Genomic DNA, 16490 nt, shown 5'->3' with positions numbered 1-16490 from the left:
CAGTATTTGGGACGTCTAAGCCGTGGAACACTCGCGATTTCATCTTGGCGGGTTCACCTCGCAGAGATAAAATAGGGCAAATTTTGCACAGGAGCGCCAAGGATGGAAAAAATCGAACGGTCAGTAGGAAATGATAAAAGCGAGGGCAGCGATAAAGATTGGGAGCCTCTGTTGAGAATGATCGCTAACACAGCCCTACCACACGACTTCCTGCTGTCGGATGAGCGACAACAGGGTGTGGCTGACCGCGCGCCTTGGTGGAACGCGGTCGATTCTCTCCCCTAAACCCCATTCACCAGCCGGCAGGGTTCGGCTTCCCAGCGGTAACCGACGCCGTATACCGAGCGGATAAAGGATTTTTGCCCGTCGATCAGCTCCAGCTTGCGGCGCAGGTTTTTGATGTGGCTGTCGATGGTGCGGTCGGTGACCACCCGATAGTCGTCATACAGGTTATTCAGCAGCTGCTCGCGCGAAAACACGTTGCCCGGCTGGCTGGCCAGCGTTTTCAGCAGGCGGAACTCCGCCGGCGTCAGATCCAGCAACTGCCCCTGATAGCTGGCCTGGAAGCGCGGTTCATCGATGTGCAGCAGATCATCTTCCCGCGCGTTCTCCTGTGGCCGATAGCTGCGGCGCAGGATGGTTTTCACCCGCGCCACCACTTCGCGTGGGCTGTAGGGTTTGCAGATGTAATCGTCGGCGCCGATCTCCAGCCCTAGCAGGCGGTCAATCTCTTCGATTTTCGCCGTCACCATCACGATCGGTACGTCGCTGAAGCGGCGCAGCTCGCGGCACACCGTCAGCCCATCGGCGCCCGGCAGCATCAGATCGAGCAAGATCAGCGCCGGCGGATGCTGGTGCACGGTCGGCACCACTTCGTTGCCGTTGGTCAGCCAACGGGTGGCGTAGCCCGCCGCCTGCAGATAATCCACCAGCAGCTGGCCCAGCTTGGGCTCATCTTCAACAATCATGATCTGCACGGGTTGATTCTGAATGTCCATCAGGGCGCCTTATTTTTTATCGGGGTAGCAAATTCTACTGTAATGCGCACGCCGCCTAAAGGCGAATGCTCGGCGCGGATTTTCCCGTCGTGCGCTTCCACGATGTTGTGGCAGATCGCCAGCCCCAATCCGGAACCGCCGCTGGCGCGGTTGCGCGAGCCTTCCGCCCGGTAGAAACGTTCGAAAATGCGCGTCAGTTGCTGATCGCTGATGCCTGGCGCGCTGTCCTGCCAGCAGAGGGATAGCCGCCCCGGCTGCAGCTCGGCGCTGATTTCCAGCCGGCCGCCGGCATCGGTGTAGCGCAGGCTGTTTTCCAACAGGTTATTGAACAGCTGATTCAGGCGATCGGGATCGCCGAACAGCGGCGCCTGGGGCGGCAGATGGGTGACGATCTCCAGCCCTTTGGCGCGAAAGCGCTCGCGGAAGGCGGCGACGGCGATCTGCAGCAGATGCACGCAGTCCACCGACGATTTGCGATAGGCCAGCGCGCCGAGATCGGAGAGCGAAAGCTGGTGCAGGTCGTCGACCAGTTTGGTCAGGGTGGACACCTCGGCCTGCAGCGAGCTGAGCGACGCGGGCGTCGGCTGGCGTACGCCGTCCTGCAGCGCCTCCAGCTCGCCGCGCAGCACCGCCAGCGGCGTGCGCAGTTCGTGCGACACGTCGGCCATAAAGGCGCGGCGCATCTGTTCATTTTTCTCCAGCGAGGTGGCCAACTGGTTGAAGTCGTGCGCCAGCCTGCCCAGCTCATCCTGGCTGCTGACCGCCACGCGGGCGGTGAAGTCGCCCGCCGCCAATCGATGGGTGCCCGCCACCAGGCGTTTAACCGGGGCCAGCATGCCGCGCGACAGTAGCCAGGTCACCGCCGCCGCCAGCAGGGTGGAGAGCGCGACGATGATCCAGCTGGTGCGGCGCTGCTGGCGATCGAAGTTGATGTCGGTATTGCGCGTCAGGCGTTCGACCGGGGTAGTGAGCACCCAACCGACGATCTCGTTGTTGTAGCGGATCGGGTGGCGCGGCCCCTCTTTCGGCAACGGGCCGGAATGCCCGACCAGCCGATTGAACTGGCTGTCCACCACCCAAAACTGGGTGCGCCAGCCCTTGGGCGGCAGGTTGTGGCTGCTGTCGCTGTTCTGCTCGAACGAACGCATGATTTGGTAGACCACCTGATCGTTGTTGCGCAGGAATATCCAGTTGCCATGATGGCTGTACTGTTCCTCCAGCGCTTCGCTCAGCATGTTGATGCGCTGCTCGTTACTGCTCTTGATGTAGTCGATAAAACCACGCTCAAAGCTGACGCGCACCCCCCAGTGCATGGTGATCAACACCAGCATGCAGGTGGCGAAAATGGCCAGGAACAGCTTCCCGGTAATGCCTATCTTCATTGCAACCTCGTTGAGCCGGTGCCCGGCTCTTTGGCCAGCGTGCGGTTAGGCGCGCTATCCGCCGGCACGCGCGCGAAGGCCAGCGCGGGCAGGGCGATAATCAACGCCATACAGCAGTAGCTGTAAATAAATGCGCTGTGGATGGCCGGGCTGTCGGCCACCGCCTGGTGATGGGCGAAGCTGCCGATCAAGATGCCGGCGACGCTGACGCCGAGGCTCATCGACAGCTGCATGACCATCGACAACAGGCTGTTGCCGCTGCTGGCCAGCCGGTCCGGCAGGTCTTTCAGCGTCAGGGTATTCATCGCCGAGAAGCGCAATGCGTTGACCATCCCCTGGAAGAACAGTATCACCGGCAGCAGCCACAGCCAGCCGAGCATCGCCGCCAGCAGGAAACTCAGGCTGACCAACGCCAGCAGCAGCGTGGCGGCCACCAGCACGTTGCGGTAGCCGAAGCGGTTGACCACCTGCACCACGATGCGCTTCATGCCCATGCTGCCGATGATCATCGGGATCATCATCAGCCCGGCGTGGAACGGCGTGAAGCCCATGCCCACCTGCAGAAACAGCGGTGTCATGAACGGCAGCATGCCGCTGCCGATGCGCCCCAGCAGACTGGCCAGCAGCCCGATCTTGTAGGTCGGGGTGCGCAGCAGCCGCAGCGAGAACAGGGCGCGGCTATTGCCGTAGGCATGCCAAACATACCCCAACAACGCCGCCGCGCCCAGCGCCACCAGGCCGGCGATGGCGCCGCCGGTCAGGCCCATGCCTTTGTGGCCGTCGAGCGCCAGCGTCAGCGACGCCATGCCGATCGCCAGCAGGAAAAAGCCGCTGAGATCGAAACGGCGGGTCTGCATTTGGTAGTTGGGCATCAGCAGCAGCGTGGCGATGGCGCCCACGATGCCCACCGGAATATTGATCAGGAAAATCCAGTGCCAGCTGGCGTATTGCACCAGAAGTCCGCCCAGCGCCGGCCCCATCAGCGGGCCGATCTGGCCCGGCAGCGTCACGAAGGTCATCGCCGCCATGTACTGCTCGCGCGGCACGATCTTCATCACCGTCAGGCGGCCGACCGGCACCATCATCGCGCCGCCGATGCCCTGAAGCACGCGCGAGGCGATCAGCTCGTTCAGGGTTGCCGAGCGGGCGCAGAGGAGGGAGCCGAGGGTAAACAGCACGATGGCGCTGAAAAACACCCGCTGTACGCCGACCTTGTCCGCCAGCCAGCCGCTGGCCGGCAGCGTCACCGCCACCGTCAGCACATAGGCGACGATCACCGACTGCATGCGCAGCGGGTTCTCCCCCAGGCTGGCGGCCATCGAGGGCAGGGCGGTATTGACGATAGTGGTATCCAGCGTCTGCATAAAGAAGCCGAACGCCACTATCCAGAGTTGCCAACGTACCGTGGCGGTGTGTTTCATCAGCATCGGTCGGCCATTAGTGCGGCAGCGGGGCCAGCTGCTTGTTGCGGCGGAACTTCGCCTGCAGCCGGTCGAAGTAAAGATAGACCACCGGCGTGGTGTACAGCGTCAGCAACTGGCTCATCACCAGACCGCCGGCGATGGTGATGCCGAGCGGCTGGCGCAGCTCCGCGCCGTCGCCGCTGGTCAACACCAGCGGCAGCGCGCCGAACAGCGCCGCCAGCGTGGTCATCAGGATCGGCCGGAAGCGCAGCAGGCTGGCCTGGAAAATCGCCTCGCGGGCGCTGATGCCGCCGTTGCGCTGCGCCTCGAGCGCGAAGTCGACCATCATGATGGCGTTTTTCTTCACGATGCCGATCAACAGCATGATGCCGATCAGCGCGATCAGGCTGAACGGCGCGCCGAACAGCTCGAGCGCCAACAGCGCCCCCACGCCCGCGGAAGGCAGGGTGGAGAGGATGGTCAGCGGATGGATATAGCTCTCGTACAGCACGCCGAGCACGATATACACCGTGGCGATCGCCGCCAGGATCAGGATCAGCTGCGACTTCAGGGTGTCCTGGAACACCTGGGCGGTGCCGGCGAAGGCGCCGCGCACCGTGGACGGCACGCCGAGCTGAGTCATGGTGCGCTCGACAGCGGCGGTGGCGTCCGACAGGCTGCCGCCGTCCGGCAGGTTAAAGGAGATGGTCGAGGCGGCGGACAGCCCCTGATGGTTGACCGACAGCGGCGCGTTGGCCGGTCGCCAACTGGCGAAGTAGGAGAGCGGTATCGCCTTGCCTTCGTTGTTGATGATGAACATCTTGTCCAGCGAGCTGACGTCCTGAGTGTAAGGCGGCGCCACTTCCATCACCACTTTGTATTGGTTGAGCGGTTGATAGATGGTCGAAATCTGTCGCTGGCCGAAGGCGTTGTTCAACAGGTTGTTGGCGTCGGACACCGAAATGCCGAGACGCGCCATGGTCTCGCGATCGTAGACCAGATCCATCTCCGAGCCTTTATCCTGCTGATCCGAGTTGACGTCCGCCAGCTCGGGCAATGCCGCCAGCGCGGCGCGGATCTTCGGTTCCCAGTCGCGCAGCGCGGCGAGGTCATCCGCCAGCAGCGTATATTGGTAGCTGGCGTTGGCCTGGCGGCCGCCGACGCGGATATCCTGCACCGCCATCAAGAACAGGCTGGCGCCCGGTTCTTTGGCCAGGCGAGCGCGCAGGCGGGCGATCACTTTCTGCGCGTCGTCGCTGCGTACCGACAGCGGTTTCAGTGAGATGAACATCGAGCCGCTGTTGGTGCGCGAGCCGCCGGTAAAGCCGGTGACGTTTTCCACGTCCGGATCTTCGCGCACGATTTTCATGAAATCTTCCAGTTTGCCGCGCATCGCCTGGAACGAGATGCTCTGATCGGCCTGGATAAAGCCCATCAGGCGGCCGGTATCCTGTTCGGGGAAGAAGGTTTTCGGGATGCTGATATACAGCCAGACGTTGAGCGCAATGGTGGCGAGGAACACCGCCAGCACCCAGCGCGAGTGGCCAAGCACCCAGTTCAGCGAGCGTCCGTATCCCTGCTGCAGCGCCAGCAGCATTTTGCCGAAGCCGCGCGCGCGCCGCTGCGAACGTGCCGGCTGGTGGCGCAGCAGATAGGCGCACATCATCGGCGTGAGCGTCAGCGAGACGATCAGCGACAGCCCGATCGACACCGACAGGGTGACGGCGAATTCGCGGAACAGCCGGCCGGGCAGGCCCGCCATCAGCAGCAGCGGGATAAACACCGCCACCAGCGAAACGCTCATCGACAGCACGGTGAAACCGACCTCCCGTGCGCCCAGCAGCGCAGCGTTGATCGGTTTCATGCCGGCCTCGACGTGGCGGGAAATGTTTTCCAGCACCACGATGGCGTCGTCCACCACAAAGCCGGTGGCGATGGTCAGCGCCATCAGCGACAGGTTGTTGAGGCTGAAGCCGCACAGATACATGGCGGCGAACGAGCCGATCAGCGACACCGGCACGGCGACCGCCGGGATCAGCGTGGCGCGGCCGGAGCGCAGGAAGATGAACACCACCAGGATCACCAGCCCGATGGCGATCGCCAGCGACTGTTCCACCTCGGCCAGCGACGCGCGAATGGTCGGCGAGCGATCCTGCGCGACGTTGAGTTGAATCGAGGCCGGGATATTCTCCTGCAAGGCGGGCAGCTCGGCGCGAATGCGATCGACGGTTTCGATGATGTTGGCGTCCGGCGCGCGGCTGATGGCCAGAACGATCGCCGGCTTGGCGTCGGTCATCCCGGCGTTGCGCACGTCCTGCACCGAATCTTTGACCTCGGCCACGTCGCCGAGCCGCACCGCCGAACCGTTGTTGTAATGAACGATCAGCGGGCGGTAGGCGTCGGCGGTTTTCAGCGCGTCGTTGGCCTGGATTTGCCAACGTTGCTGCGGGTTTTCGACGGCGCCCTGCGGGCGGCGCACGTTGGCGTTGCTGATGGCCTGCCGCACGGCATCCAGCGAAACGCCCTGATTGAACAGCGCCGAAGGGTTCAACTCCACGCGCACCGCCGGCAGCGAGCTGCCGCCCACGGAAACGTCGCCGACGCCTTCGGTCTGGCTGATCTTCTGCGCCAGCTGGGTGGACGCGAAGTCGTAAAGCTGCCCCTGGCTGTAGATGTCCGACGTCAGCGTCAGGATCATGATCGGCGCGTCGGAAGGGTTGACCTTGCGATAGCTGGGGCGGCTCGGCATGCCGGTCGGCAACAGGCTTTGCGCGGCGTTAATCGCCGCCTGCACGTCGCGCGCGGCGCCGTTGATGTCTCGGCTGAGATCGAACTGCAAAATCACCCGGGTGCTGCCGAGCGAGCTCATCGAGGTCATTTCATTGACCCCGGCGATACGGCCCAGCGCGCGCTCCAGCGGCGTCGCCACCGAGGAGGCCATGGTTTCCGGCGAGGCGCCCGGCAGCGACGCGCTGATCGAAATCACCGGAAAATCCACCTGCGGCAGCGGCGACACCGGCAGCAGGCGAAAACCGATCGCGCCGCTGATGGCGATGGCCAGCGTCAGCAGGGTGGTGGCCACCGGCCGGTGAATGAACAGGGCGAAGAATTTCACGGCAGCTCCTGCGTATCCGGCTGGCGATGCGTGTTGCGCGCCAGTTTGTCAAACAGCAGGTAGATCACCGGCGTGGTGAACAGCGTCAGGATCTGGCTCATGATCAGGCCGCCGACCATACAGACGCCGAGCGGATGCCGCAGCTCCGCGCCGACGCCGGTGCTCAGCATCAGCGGCAGCGCGCCGAGCAAGGCCGCCAGCGTGGTCATCAGGATCGGCCGGAAACGCAGCAGGCAGGCCTGATAGATGGCGTCGCGCGGCGATAAACCCTGTTCGCGTTCCGCCGCCAGCGCGAAGTCGATCATCATGATGGCGTTCTTCTTCACGATGCCGATCAGCAGGATGATGCCGATGATGGCGATCACGTCCAGTTCGCTGCCGGCCAGCATCAACGCCAGCAGCGCGCCGACCCCGGCGGTCGGCAGGGTGGAGAGGATGGTCACCGGATGAATGAAGCTTTCATACAGCACGCCCAGCACGATATACATCGCCACCACCGCCGCCAAAATCAGCCACAGCGTGCTGCCGAGCGCCGCCTGGAAGGCCAGCGTCGCGCCCTGGAATTGGGTGGTGATGTCTTTCGGCATGGCGAGATTTTTTTCCGCCTGGGTGACCGCGTCTACCGCTTCGCCGAGCGAGTAGCCGGCGGCGACGTTGAACGAGACGGTGGCCGACGGGAATTGGTCGAGGTGGTTGACCGACAGCGGGCCGAACCGTTCTTCGATTTTGGCGATGGCGCTCAACGGCACCACGGCGCCGTCCTTGCCGCTCAGACGGATCTCATTGAGCGCCGCCAGCCCCGGCGTCGCGCTGACGTCGTGCTCCAACACCACCCGGTATTGATTGGCCTGGGTGTAGATGGTGGAGATCAGGCGTTGGCCGAAGGCGTTGTACAACGCATTGTCCACGTCGCTCATGGTGACGCCGAGGCGCGAGGCCGAATCGCGATCGACGTTGACGTAGGCGACCAGCCCCTGATCCTGCCAATCGCTGGTGACGTCCGCCAGCTGCGGGGTTTGTTTCAGCTCATCCATCAGCTGCGGCACCCACAGGCTGAGATCGTCCAGCGACATCGCCTGCAGGGTGAACTGGTACTGGGTGCGGCTGACCTGGGTATCGATGGTCAGATCCTGCACCGGCTGCAGGTACAGCTTCACGCCGGGGAACTGCGCCGTTTGCTGCTGCAACCGGCTGATGATCGCCGGAATGCGGTCGCTGCGTTCGCTCAGCGGCTTCAGGTTGATCTGCAGCCGGCCGCTGTTGAGCGTGGCGTTGCTGCCGTCGACGCCGACGAACGAGGTCAGGCTTTCCACCGCCGGATCTTTGAGGATCTGCGCCGCGACCTGCTGCTGGCGCTCGGCCATGTTGCTGAACGAAACGCTCTGCGGCGCCTCCAGCGTGCCCTGAATGATGCCGTTGTCCTGCACCGGGAAGAAGCCTTTCGGGATCAGCAGGTACAGCAACACCGTCAGCGCCAGGGTGCCCACGGCCACGCCGAGCGTCAGCCAGGGGTGGTTAAGCACCGTTTTCAGCCACTGGCCGTATCGCGCGATCACGCGCTCGAAAAAGCGCTCAGAGGCGGCGGAGAAGCGGTTCTGCTTGCGCAGCGATTCGTGGCTGAGCATGCGGGCGCACATCATCGGCGTCAGCGTCAGCGATACCACGGCGGAGATCAAAATCGCCACCGCCAGCGTCACGGCGAACTCGCGGAACAGGCGGCCGACTATGTCGCCCATGAACAGCAGCGGGATCAGCACCGCCACCAGCGAGAAGGTCAGCGAGATGATGGTGAAGCCGATCTCGCCGGCCCCTTTCAGCGCGGCGTCGAGCGGCTTTTCCCCTTTCTCGATGTAGCGCGAGATGTTCTCGATCACCACGATGGCGTCATCCACCACGAAACCGGTGGCGATGGTTAATGCCATCAGCGTCAGGTTATTGATAGAGAAGCCGAGGAAATACATGGCGGCGAAGGTGCCGACCAGCGACAGCGGCACCGCCACGCTGGGGATAATGGTCGCCGGCACGTTGCGCAGGAACACGTAGATCACCATTACCACCAGCGCGATCGCCAGCAGCAGCTCGAACTGCACGTCGCTGACCGAGGCGCGGATGGTGGTGGTGCGATCGGTCAACACCTTGACGTCGACCGACTTGGGCAGGCTTTTAATCAGCGTCGGCAGCATTTCGCGGATGCTGTCGGCGGTGGTGATGACGTTGACGCCGGGCTGGCGCTGAATGTTCAGCACGATCGCCTGTTGCTGGTTGGCCCAGGCCGCCAGTCGGGTATTTTCCGCCCCTTGTTCGATGGTGGCGATATCCTGCAGGCGGATCGCCGCGCCGTTCTGATAGGCGACGATCAGCTGGCGATAGTCGTCGGCGGATTTCATTTGGTCGTTGGCGGACAGGGTGACCGAGCGGGTCGGGCCGTCCAGGCTGCCTTTTGCCGAGTTGACGTTGGCGTTGCTGATGGCGGTGCGGATGGTTTCGCTGTTCAGGCCATAGGCGGCGACCGCCGCGGCGTTCAGTTTTACACGCACCGCCGGGCGTTGGCCGCCGGCCAGGGTCACCAGGCCGACGCCGGTCACCTGAGAGATTTTCTGCGCTACGCGCGTCTCCACCATGTCTTCCGCCTGCGTCATCGGCATGGCGGTGGAGGTGACGGCCAGCGTCAGGATCGGCGGATCGGCCGGGTTAACCTTGCTGTAAATCGGCGGGTAGGGCAGATCGTTCGGCAATAGGTTGGTGGCGGCGTTGATCGCCGCCTGCACTTCCTGCTCCGCGACGTCGAGCGGCAGCGCCAGCTGGAATTGCAGCGTCACCACCGAGGCGCCGCCGGAGCTTTGCGACGCCATTTGCTTCAGGCCGGACATCTGGCCGAACTGGCGTTCCAGCGGCGCGGTAATGGCGGAGGTGACCACGTCCGGGCTGGCGCCGGGATACAGCGTCACCACCTGGATGGTCGGGTAGTCCACTTCCGGCAACGCGGAAACCGGCAGCGCACGATAGCCGATGATCCCCGCCAGCAGTATCGCCACCATCAGCAGGGTGGTGGCGACCGGGCGCAGGATAAACAGGCGGGAAGGGCCGCCGCCGCGGGTCGGTGGCATCACCTGCATCAGGACTTCCTCTGAACGTCAGGTTCGCGCTTGGCTTTTGACGCCGCAGGCGCGTCGTTCGGCGCCAGCACTTCCACCTGCATGCCTTCGGTCAGGCGATCGATGCCGTCGGTCACCACCCGATCGCCGGCGTTGAGGCCGGCGCTGATCACCACCTGCCGGCTGTCCTGCACGCCGGCGGTGACCCGGTGTTTGCTGACCTTGTTGTCTTCGCTGAGCGTCCAGACGAAGTTGCCTTCGTTGCCCATCTGCAGCGCGGCGGTCGGGATCACCACCGCATCGTGCAGGGTATCCACCTGCAGCCGCGCGTTGACGAACTGGTTGGGGAACAGCGCGTCGTCTTCGTTGGCGAAGCGCGCTTTCAGCTTGATGGTGCCGGTGGCGGTATCAATTTGGTTGTCCAGGCTCAGCAGCGAACCGGTCGTCAGCTTGTTCTGGTTGGTGCGATCCCAGGCTTCGACGCTCACCGGCCCGGCTTTTTGCGCCTTGAGCAGATCGGCGATGTTGCCTTCGGGCAGCGTGAACACCACGTCGATCGGGTGCGTCTGCGTGATCACCACCAAACCGGTGGTGCTGCCGCTGGTGACGTAGTTGCCGACGTCGACCAGTTTCAACCCGACGCGGCCGTCGATTGGCGCAGTGATGCGGCTGTAGGTGATCTGCAGTTTGGCGCTGTCGACCGCGCCCTGATCGGCTTTGATGGCGCCTTCGGTTTGCTGCACCAGCGAGGCCTGCGTATCCAGCTCTTGACGGGAAACCAGATTGGTTTTCACCAATTGCTGATAGCGCGCCAGATCGCGCCGGGCATTGGCCAGCGTGGCCTGATCTTTTGCCAACTGCCCCTGCGCCTGGGTCAGCTGCACCTGGAACGGCCGGGGATCGATCTCCGCCAGCAGATCGCCGGCTTTGACCTGCTGGCCTTCGGTAAAGTGGATCGCCATCAGTTGGCCGTCGACCCGGCTGGTGACGGTGACGGTATTGGCGGCGGTGGCGGTGCCCAAGCCGGAAAGATAGCGCGGCACCGTCTGTTGCGTGGCCGTCGCGGCCTGCACCGGCGACATCGGCGCGCCGCGCCGCCCGCCCGCCGCGCGACCGGCCCCCGCTTTGCCGCCGGCCTGCTGCGCGCCCGGGGCCGTGCCGGCCGGCGGTTGAGCGGCGTTAAAATAACGCCAGGCGAAGACGGCGGCGATGACCAGGATGGCCGCAACCAGCAGGCGCGGCATCAGGGAACGGCGTTGGGGTTTTGCATTCATGGCGGCGAAAATTCTCTCCAAAAGGCAGGGGTGCGGGCACTCATTGCCACAAAAATGACACTCCTTACAGGATACTAGTTTAGCCAGCGGGGACGGCATAAAAATGAAGGAAATATGGAGGAACCGTCAGCATTGTCCTAATAAGTGGGTGATTTGAGCGTGCTATGTTTATAAGTGATTTGTTTCAGCTTATAGCCAATCCGTTTTAGCGTTCTATCCTGGTTGGCGCTAATAATTAACCCGCGAATCTTTTCCCACAGGAGCAGGTGATGAGCAACAGAGAATTGGGCCGCTCAGGCATTCAGGTGCCGGCGTTGACCTTTGGCGGCAATGTGTTCGGTTGGACGGCGGATCAAGCGACCTCGTTCAGCCTGCTGGATGCGCTGGTGGACAATCAGCTCAACTTTATCGATACCGCCGACGTTTATTCCAGCTGGGCGCCGGGCAACCGGGGCGGCGAATCGGAAACCGTCATCGGCGAATGGCTGAAGAAGAGCGGCAAGCGCGACCAGGTGATCATCGCCACCAAGGTGGGTAAACCGATGGGCGAAGGCAAACAGGGTCTGTCGCCGCGCTATATTCAGCAGGCGGTGGAAGATTCGCTGCGGCGCCTGCAAACCGATTATATCGATCTTTATCAGTCGCATGACGATGACCGCGATACGCCGCTGGAAGAGACGCTGGCGGCGTTCGATGCGTTGATTAAGGCCGGCAAGGTGCGGGCGATCGGCGCCTCCAACTATCAGGCGGATCGCCTGGAAGAAGCGCTGCGGGTGAGCGAGAGCAACGGATTGGCGCGCTACGAAACCCTGCAGCCGGAATACAATCTGTATGCGCGCGAAGGGTATGAAGCCGAGCTGGAGGGGGTGGCGCAGCGCCATGGCCTCGGGGTGATCAACTTCTTCGCGCTGGCCAGCGGCTTTCTGACCGGCAAATACCGCAGCAAAGCGGATGAGGGCAAAAGCCAGCGCGGCGATCGCATCGTCGAACGCTACCTGAACCCGCGCGGTTTCCGCATCCTGGCGGCGCTGGATCAGGTGGCGGGCAAACACGGCGTCTCTGCGGCGCAGGTCTCGCTGGCCTGGCTGATCGCGCGTCCGAGCATCACCGCGCCGATCGTCAGCGCCACCTCGTTGTCGCAGCTGGATGAGTTGGTCAGCGCCACGCGTCTGACGCTGGATGCGGACGACATTCAGACGCTGAACCACGCCAGCGCCGAGTAAGAGCCGCCGGCGATTTTGCTCTATGCTGAAGGGGTCAATATGACTCATTCAGGAAACTGCAATGTCTGGCGATATCATCAACGACCTCGCGGCGCTGGAACAGCTGTACGGCAAGCCCGCCGCGCCCTCGGTTTTTAAAGAAGTCAGCTACATCCACCCGGCTTACCGTCCGTTTATCGAGGCGGCGCCGTTCGCCGCCCTCTCGACGGTGGGGCCGGACGGCATGGACGTCTCGCCGCGCGGCGATCCGGCCGGTTTCATTCATATCGAAGACGAGAAAACCCTGCTGTTGCCGGATCGGCGCGGCAATAACCGCATCGACAGCCTGCGCAATATCCTGCACGACAACCGGGTGGCGCTGCTGCTGCTGATCCCCGGCATCGGCGAAACGCTGCGGATTAACGGGCGGGCGGAGATCGTGGTGGCGCCGGCGGTGTTGCAGCGCTTCGCCCACCGCAACCAGCTGCCGCGTTCGGTGCTGCGCATTCGGGTGGAGGCGGTGTTCTTCCAGTGCAGCCGGGCGATCTTGCGTTCGGGGTTATGGGAAGAGGCCAGCCGCCTCGAGCGTTCGGTGCTGCCCAGCCCCGGCCATATTTTGGCCGCGGTGAGCCAAACGCGCTTCGACGGTGAGGAGTACGACAGCGCGCTGCCGCAGCGGCTGAAGGATACGCTGTATTAATCGCCGTGGCGTTCGCGCCACGTTTGTCGATTCAGCCGGTATAAGACGTGCTTTTGCAGCGGATGGCCCGCCGGCAGACGCGGGTGCAGGAAGGTTTCGCCGTCGAAGCGCATACCGATGCGCGTCATCACCCGGCGCGACGGCTGGTTATCTTCGGCGGTGAAGGCCACTACTTCCGGCAAATGCAGCGTGTCGAAGGCGCACGCCAGCGCGGCGCGCGCCGCCTCAGCGGCGTAGCCGTTGCCCCAGTGGGCCGCCGCCAGCCGCCAGCCGATCTCCACGCAGGGGGAGCAAGGCAGATCGTCGCCCGGCCGCGCCAGCCCGACAAAACCGATAAAAGGCGCGCCGCTTTTCACTTCCACCGCCCACAGCCCCCAGCCGTGCTGTTGCAGGAAGGTGCGGATGCGTTCGGCCTGCGCGCGGCTTTCCTCGGCCGTCATCGTCGCCGGGAAATAGCGCATGACCTGCGGATCGGCGTTGAGCGCGGCGAAGGCCGGCAGGTCGTCGTCGCGCCAGGGGCGCAGCCGTAGCCTGGCGCTGTCGAGGGTAAGGATGGTCGACATGATGCATAGCCTCCAATGAACAAGGGCGCGGCGAGCCGCGCCCTTGGGCTGTCAACGGAACAGCGTTTGCGCCCAGCGCGCCAGCCCGGCGGTGACCGAGCCGAAGTCGTTGCCGCCGACGATCGGAATGCCCGGCAGCTGCTGTTGCAGCGCGGCGCGCAGCAGCGGCGAACGCGCGCTGCCGCCGGTCAGGTAGATCACCTGCGGCGCGGTCTGGCTGCTGGCCAGCGCGGCGCTGACCTGCTCCTGAATGCGCATCAACGGCTGCGAGATGGCGTCGGCGAGCTGATCCTGGCTGATGTTCTCCGCCAGATCGGCCTGCACGAAATTGAGCGGCGCGCTGATGGCCGTTTGGCCGGACAGGGCGATCTTACTCTCTTCGGCCGCCCGCACCAATCGGTAGCTCAGGCGCTGCTGGTACACTTTCAGCAGGCGCTTGACCTTTTCCGGCTCCGCCGCGTCGAGGATCAGATCGCGCAGCACGCGGCCGTTGGCGGCGCTGTAGAAATCGTTTTGCGCCGGCACATCGTTGGTCGCCACCGCGTTCCAGTAAGGCAGCGCCGGCAGGGCGATGCCTTTCGCGGTTTCGCCGCCCAGGCCGAACAGCGGCATCAGCTGCTTGAAGGCCAGCATGATGTCCAGATCGTTACCGCCGACCCGGCAGCCGCTGTGGCCCAGCAGGCTCTGCTGGCGATCGGCGCGGTTGCGCCACTGCGGCCCCATCAGCAGCACCGAGCAGTCGGTGGTGCCGCCGCCGATGTCCACCACCAGCACGGTTTGCTCTTCGCTCAGCGTCGCTTCGAAGTCCAGCCCCGCCGCCACCGGCTCGAACTGGAATTCAATGTCCTTGAAACCGGCGCGTTCGGCGGCGCGTTGCAGAATGCCCTGCGCCTGCCGGTTGGCTTCGTCGCCGCCGATGCCCTGGAAGTTGATCGGCCGGCCGATCACTGCCTGATCGATGCCGGTTTGCAGCACATTTTCTGCCTGGCGTTTGATGTGGAACATCATGGCGCACACCAGGTCTTCGAACAGCGCGATCTGCTGTGGTTTCAGGCCGTTGGCGCCGAGGAAGGACTTCGGCGAGCGCACGAAATACACCTCTTCCGGATCTTCCATATAGTGCGCCAGCGCCTGCAGGCCGAACAGCACGCTGTCGCCGTTGACCGGAATGTCTTCTTCGCGGTTGTAACTGATGGCGCGGCGCAGCAGCTGCTGGTTTTCTTCGCTGCCGGTCGGGATCTGCCAATGGCGGTGCAGGCATTCGCTCACCGCTTCGCGGGTCGGCGCGCACAGCATCGAAGGCAGATAGGGCGCGTTGTTTTCCAGCGTCAACAGCTCGGGGCCGTGGTCGCGCATCACTGCAACGGAACAGTTGGCTGTCCCGTAATCGAATCCAATAAACATCTCTTTTTTGTCCCCATGCCAATGAAGGGGGGCGACTTTACCCGAGACGGGGCCGGCGGGCAATGCGCCAATGCGCGAGTGTCGAAAAATTTAGCGGGCGCGGCGGCGTGCGCGAACTTTCTCAGTGCGGATAACGCTCAAGCCGCAGCAATGGCACAGTCGGCTATGAAAATGGCGTGCTTCGCCCATCAAGACGCACGCCATTTCTTTATACTCAACAGGTATTCCGAGCGGGGAATGCCTTTCCCTATGACTCTGTGATGAGGATTTCATGACGCGCAACTCGACCTTTCTCATGAATATCGGCTGGAGAACCCTGCTGAAAGATCTGGGGCTCCAGCCGACGGATGTTTTACGCCGGGCTGCATTGCCTGAAGATCTGTTGTCACGCACCGCTGAAGGGATCACTACGGAAGAATATTTCCGCTTCTGGCGCGCGATGGAGGAAGGAACGGGCGACCCGTTGTTTCCGTTGAAAATCGTTGCGCTGATGTCAACGGAATCGTTTGACCCTCCGATATTCGCCGCCCTGTGCAGCGCCAATCTGGCGCAAGCTGTCCAGCGGTTAGCGAAATACAAGCAACTTACGGCGCCGATGAGCCTGGAGCTCGCCATCGGCCCTGAAGGCGAAATGACGATTTCACCCCGCTGGTTGTTGGCGGAGGAGGCGGTACCGGCGTCTTTACTGGTGGCTGAGCTGGCATTTTATGTTCGGCTGGCGCAGCTTGCCACGCGCGAACCGGTAAAAGCGCGCCGTATCACCTTGCCTGAACTGCCGCCTGCAGCCCTTTCACGCCCCTTGGCAGCCTTCTTCGGCTGCGCGGTAACGCCTGGGGCAGGGCCGGGCATTACTTTCTCCTCCGCAGATGCCTTGCGTCCCTTTTTGACAGTGAATGAGGGCATGTGGCGCGTTTTCGAACCCGAGCTGCGTCGTCGCCTCAGTGAACTGGACGCCACGGCAACCACCGGAGAGCGCGTTTGTGCGGTGCTGCTGGAGTTGATTCCCAGCAATACCGCCGGCATCGACGCGGTGGCGGCAAGATTGGGCATGAGCCGCCGGACGCTGCAGCGGCGTCTGGAAGATGAGGGCGAGAGTTTTCGTTCGCTGAGCAACGGCACCCGGGAAAAATTGGCGCGCCACTATCTTAAGCATTCGACCCTTACCAGCGGAGAGATTGCCTTTTTGCTCGGTTTTGAAGAGCCGAACTCTTTCTTCCGCGCCTTTCACGAATGGACAGGGCAAACGCCGGAAGCGGCTCGCCAGGCGATGCGGCTGAATTAGCCGAGAGGCGCTGTTCACGTTGGCGCATTCTGCGAGTTGATTGGCGCGGTTCGACATGGTTGCGGCAGGGCC

12 protein-coding genes are annotated in these 16490 nt (G+C 63.3%); 4 read left to right on the top strand and 8 right to left on the bottom strand.

Annotation, left to right across the window (positions count from 1 at the left end):
• Positions 1–102: 102 nt before the first annotated feature.
• Entirely contained in the window at positions 103–285 is a 183-nt protein-coding gene (locus CPH57_RS14745) for a hypothetical protein (RefSeq protein WP_046687632.1), read from the top strand.
• Here CPH57_RS14745 and baeR read toward each other — a convergent pair.
• The 6 genes from baeR to CPH57_RS14715 are packed head-to-tail and all read right to left on the bottom strand — an operon-like array spanning position 282 to position 11267.
• The gene (baeR, locus tag CPH57_RS14740) at positions 282–998 is read right to left on the bottom strand and encodes a two-component system response regulator BaeR (protein ID WP_033644062.1); all 717 of its coding nucleotides are present in this window, start codon (positions 996–998) and stop codon (positions 282–284) included. The genes CPH57_RS14745 and baeR overlap by 4 nt on opposite strands.
• Positions 998–2380: a two-component system sensor histidine kinase BaeS gene (gene baeS / locus CPH57_RS14735; protein ID WP_033644061.1), complete on the bottom strand. Its 1383-nt coding sequence runs from the start codon at positions 2378–2380 to the stop codon at positions 998–1000. Before baeS ends, baeR begins: the two co-directional genes overlap by 1 nt.
• Positions 2377–3807: a multidrug transporter subunit MdtD gene (gene mdtD / locus CPH57_RS14730; protein WP_033644060.1), complete on the bottom strand. Its 1431-nt coding sequence runs from the start codon at positions 3805–3807 to the stop codon at positions 2377–2379. Before mdtD ends, baeS begins: the two co-directional genes overlap by 4 nt.
• A gap of 10 nt (positions 3808–3817) precedes the next feature.
• Positions 3818–6898: a multidrug efflux RND transporter permease subunit MdtC gene (mdtC, locus tag CPH57_RS14725; protein WP_096242487.1), complete on the bottom strand. Its 3081-nt coding sequence runs from the start codon at positions 6896–6898 to the stop codon at positions 3818–3820.
• Complete coding sequence (locus tag CPH57_RS14720; RefSeq protein WP_096242486.1) at positions 6895–10014, bottom strand: MdtB/MuxB family multidrug efflux RND transporter permease subunit; 3120 nt, start codon at positions 10012–10014, stop codon at positions 6895–6897. The genes mdtC and CPH57_RS14720 overlap by 4 nt, the downstream gene beginning before the upstream one ends.
• Positions 10014–11267, bottom strand: coding sequence for an MdtA/MuxA family multidrug efflux RND transporter periplasmic adaptor subunit (locus CPH57_RS14715; RefSeq protein ID WP_033644057.1), 1254 nt, complete (start codon positions 11265–11267; stop codon positions 10014–10016). The genes CPH57_RS14720 and CPH57_RS14715 overlap by 1 nt, the downstream gene beginning before the upstream one ends.
• A 269-nt stretch (positions 11268–11536) precedes the next feature.
• On the opposite strand from CPH57_RS14715, the gene CPH57_RS14710 reads away from it, so the two are divergent.
• A complete protein-coding gene (locus CPH57_RS14710) occupies positions 11537–12490 on the top strand; it encodes an aldo/keto reductase (RefSeq protein WP_033644056.1) in 954 nt (317 codons plus the stop codon).
• 61 nt (positions 12491–12551) lie between these two features.
• Positions 12552–13169, top strand: a complete 618-nt coding sequence (locus tag CPH57_RS14705; protein WP_033644055.1) for a pyridoxamine 5'-phosphate oxidase family protein — start codon at positions 12552–12554, stop codon at positions 13167–13169.
• On the opposite strand, the gene CPH57_RS14700 is transcribed toward CPH57_RS14705, so the two are convergent.
• Both CPH57_RS14700 and yegD read right to left on the bottom strand, forming a co-directional pair.
• A complete protein-coding gene (locus CPH57_RS14700; RefSeq protein ID WP_096242485.1) occupies positions 13166–13732 on the bottom strand; it encodes a GNAT family N-acetyltransferase in 567 nt (188 codons plus the stop codon). The two genes, CPH57_RS14705 and CPH57_RS14700, sit on opposite strands and share 4 nt — an antisense overlap.
• Before the next feature lie 51 nt (positions 13733–13783).
• Complete coding sequence (yegD, locus tag CPH57_RS14695) at positions 13784–15136, bottom strand: molecular chaperone (RefSeq protein ID WP_033644053.1); 1353 nt, start codon at positions 15134–15136, stop codon at positions 13784–13786.
• Positions 15137–15407: 271 nt separating this feature from the next.
• On the opposite strand from yegD, the gene CPH57_RS14685 reads away from it, so the two are divergent.
• Positions 15408–16418, top strand: a complete 1011-nt coding sequence (locus CPH57_RS14685) for an AraC family transcriptional regulator (RefSeq protein ID WP_033644051.1) — start codon at positions 15408–15410, stop codon at positions 16416–16418.
• Positions 16419–16490 lie beyond the last annotated feature (72 nt).

It is taken from the genome of Serratia sp. JKS000199, from assembly GCF_900215455.1.
Taxonomy (GTDB): domain Bacteria; phylum Pseudomonadota; class Gammaproteobacteria; order Enterobacterales; family Enterobacteriaceae; genus Serratia; species Serratia ureilytica.
This window is presented reverse-complemented; position numbering and strand designations above follow the sequence as displayed.

What these genes read in the sequence shown, in the direction of transcription:
- CPH57_RS14745 (WP_046687632.1), top strand. Translation starts at nt 103, where the DNA reads ATGGAAAAAATCGAACGGTCAGTAGGAAATGATAAAAGCGAGGGCAGC.
- baeR (WP_033644062.1), bottom strand. Translation starts at nt 998, where the DNA reads ATGGACATTCAGAATCAACCCGTGCAGATCATGATTGTTGAAGATGAG.
- baeS (WP_033644061.1), bottom strand. Translation starts at nt 2,380, where the DNA reads ATGAAGATAGGCATTACCGGGAAGCTGTTCCTGGCCATTTTCGCCACC.
- mdtD (WP_033644060.1), bottom strand. Translation starts at nt 3,807, where the DNA reads ATGCTGATGAAACACACCGCCACGGTACGTTGGCAACTCTGGATAGTG.
- CPH57_RS14720 (WP_096242486.1), bottom strand. Translation starts at nt 10,014, where the DNA reads ATGCAGGTGATGCCACCGACCCGCGGCGGCGGCCCTTCCCGCCTGTTT.
- CPH57_RS14715 (WP_033644057.1), bottom strand. Translation starts at nt 11,267, where the DNA reads ATGAATGCAAAACCCCAACGCCGTTCCCTGATGCCGCGCCTGCTGGTT.
- CPH57_RS14710 (WP_033644056.1), top strand. Translation starts at nt 11,537, where the DNA reads ATGAGCAACAGAGAATTGGGCCGCTCAGGCATTCAGGTGCCGGCGTTG.
- CPH57_RS14705 (WP_033644055.1), top strand. Translation starts at nt 12,552, where the DNA reads ATGTCTGGCGATATCATCAACGACCTCGCGGCGCTGGAACAGCTGTAC.
- CPH57_RS14700 (WP_096242485.1), bottom strand. Translation starts at nt 13,732, where the DNA reads ATGTCGACCATCCTTACCCTCGACAGCGCCAGGCTACGGCTGCGCCCC.
- yegD (WP_033644053.1), bottom strand. Translation starts at nt 15,136, where the DNA reads ATGTTTATTGGATTCGATTACGGGACAGCCAACTGTTCCGTTGCAGTG.
- CPH57_RS14685 (WP_033644051.1), top strand. Translation starts at nt 15,408, where the DNA reads ATGACGCGCAACTCGACCTTTCTCATGAATATCGGCTGGAGAACCCTG.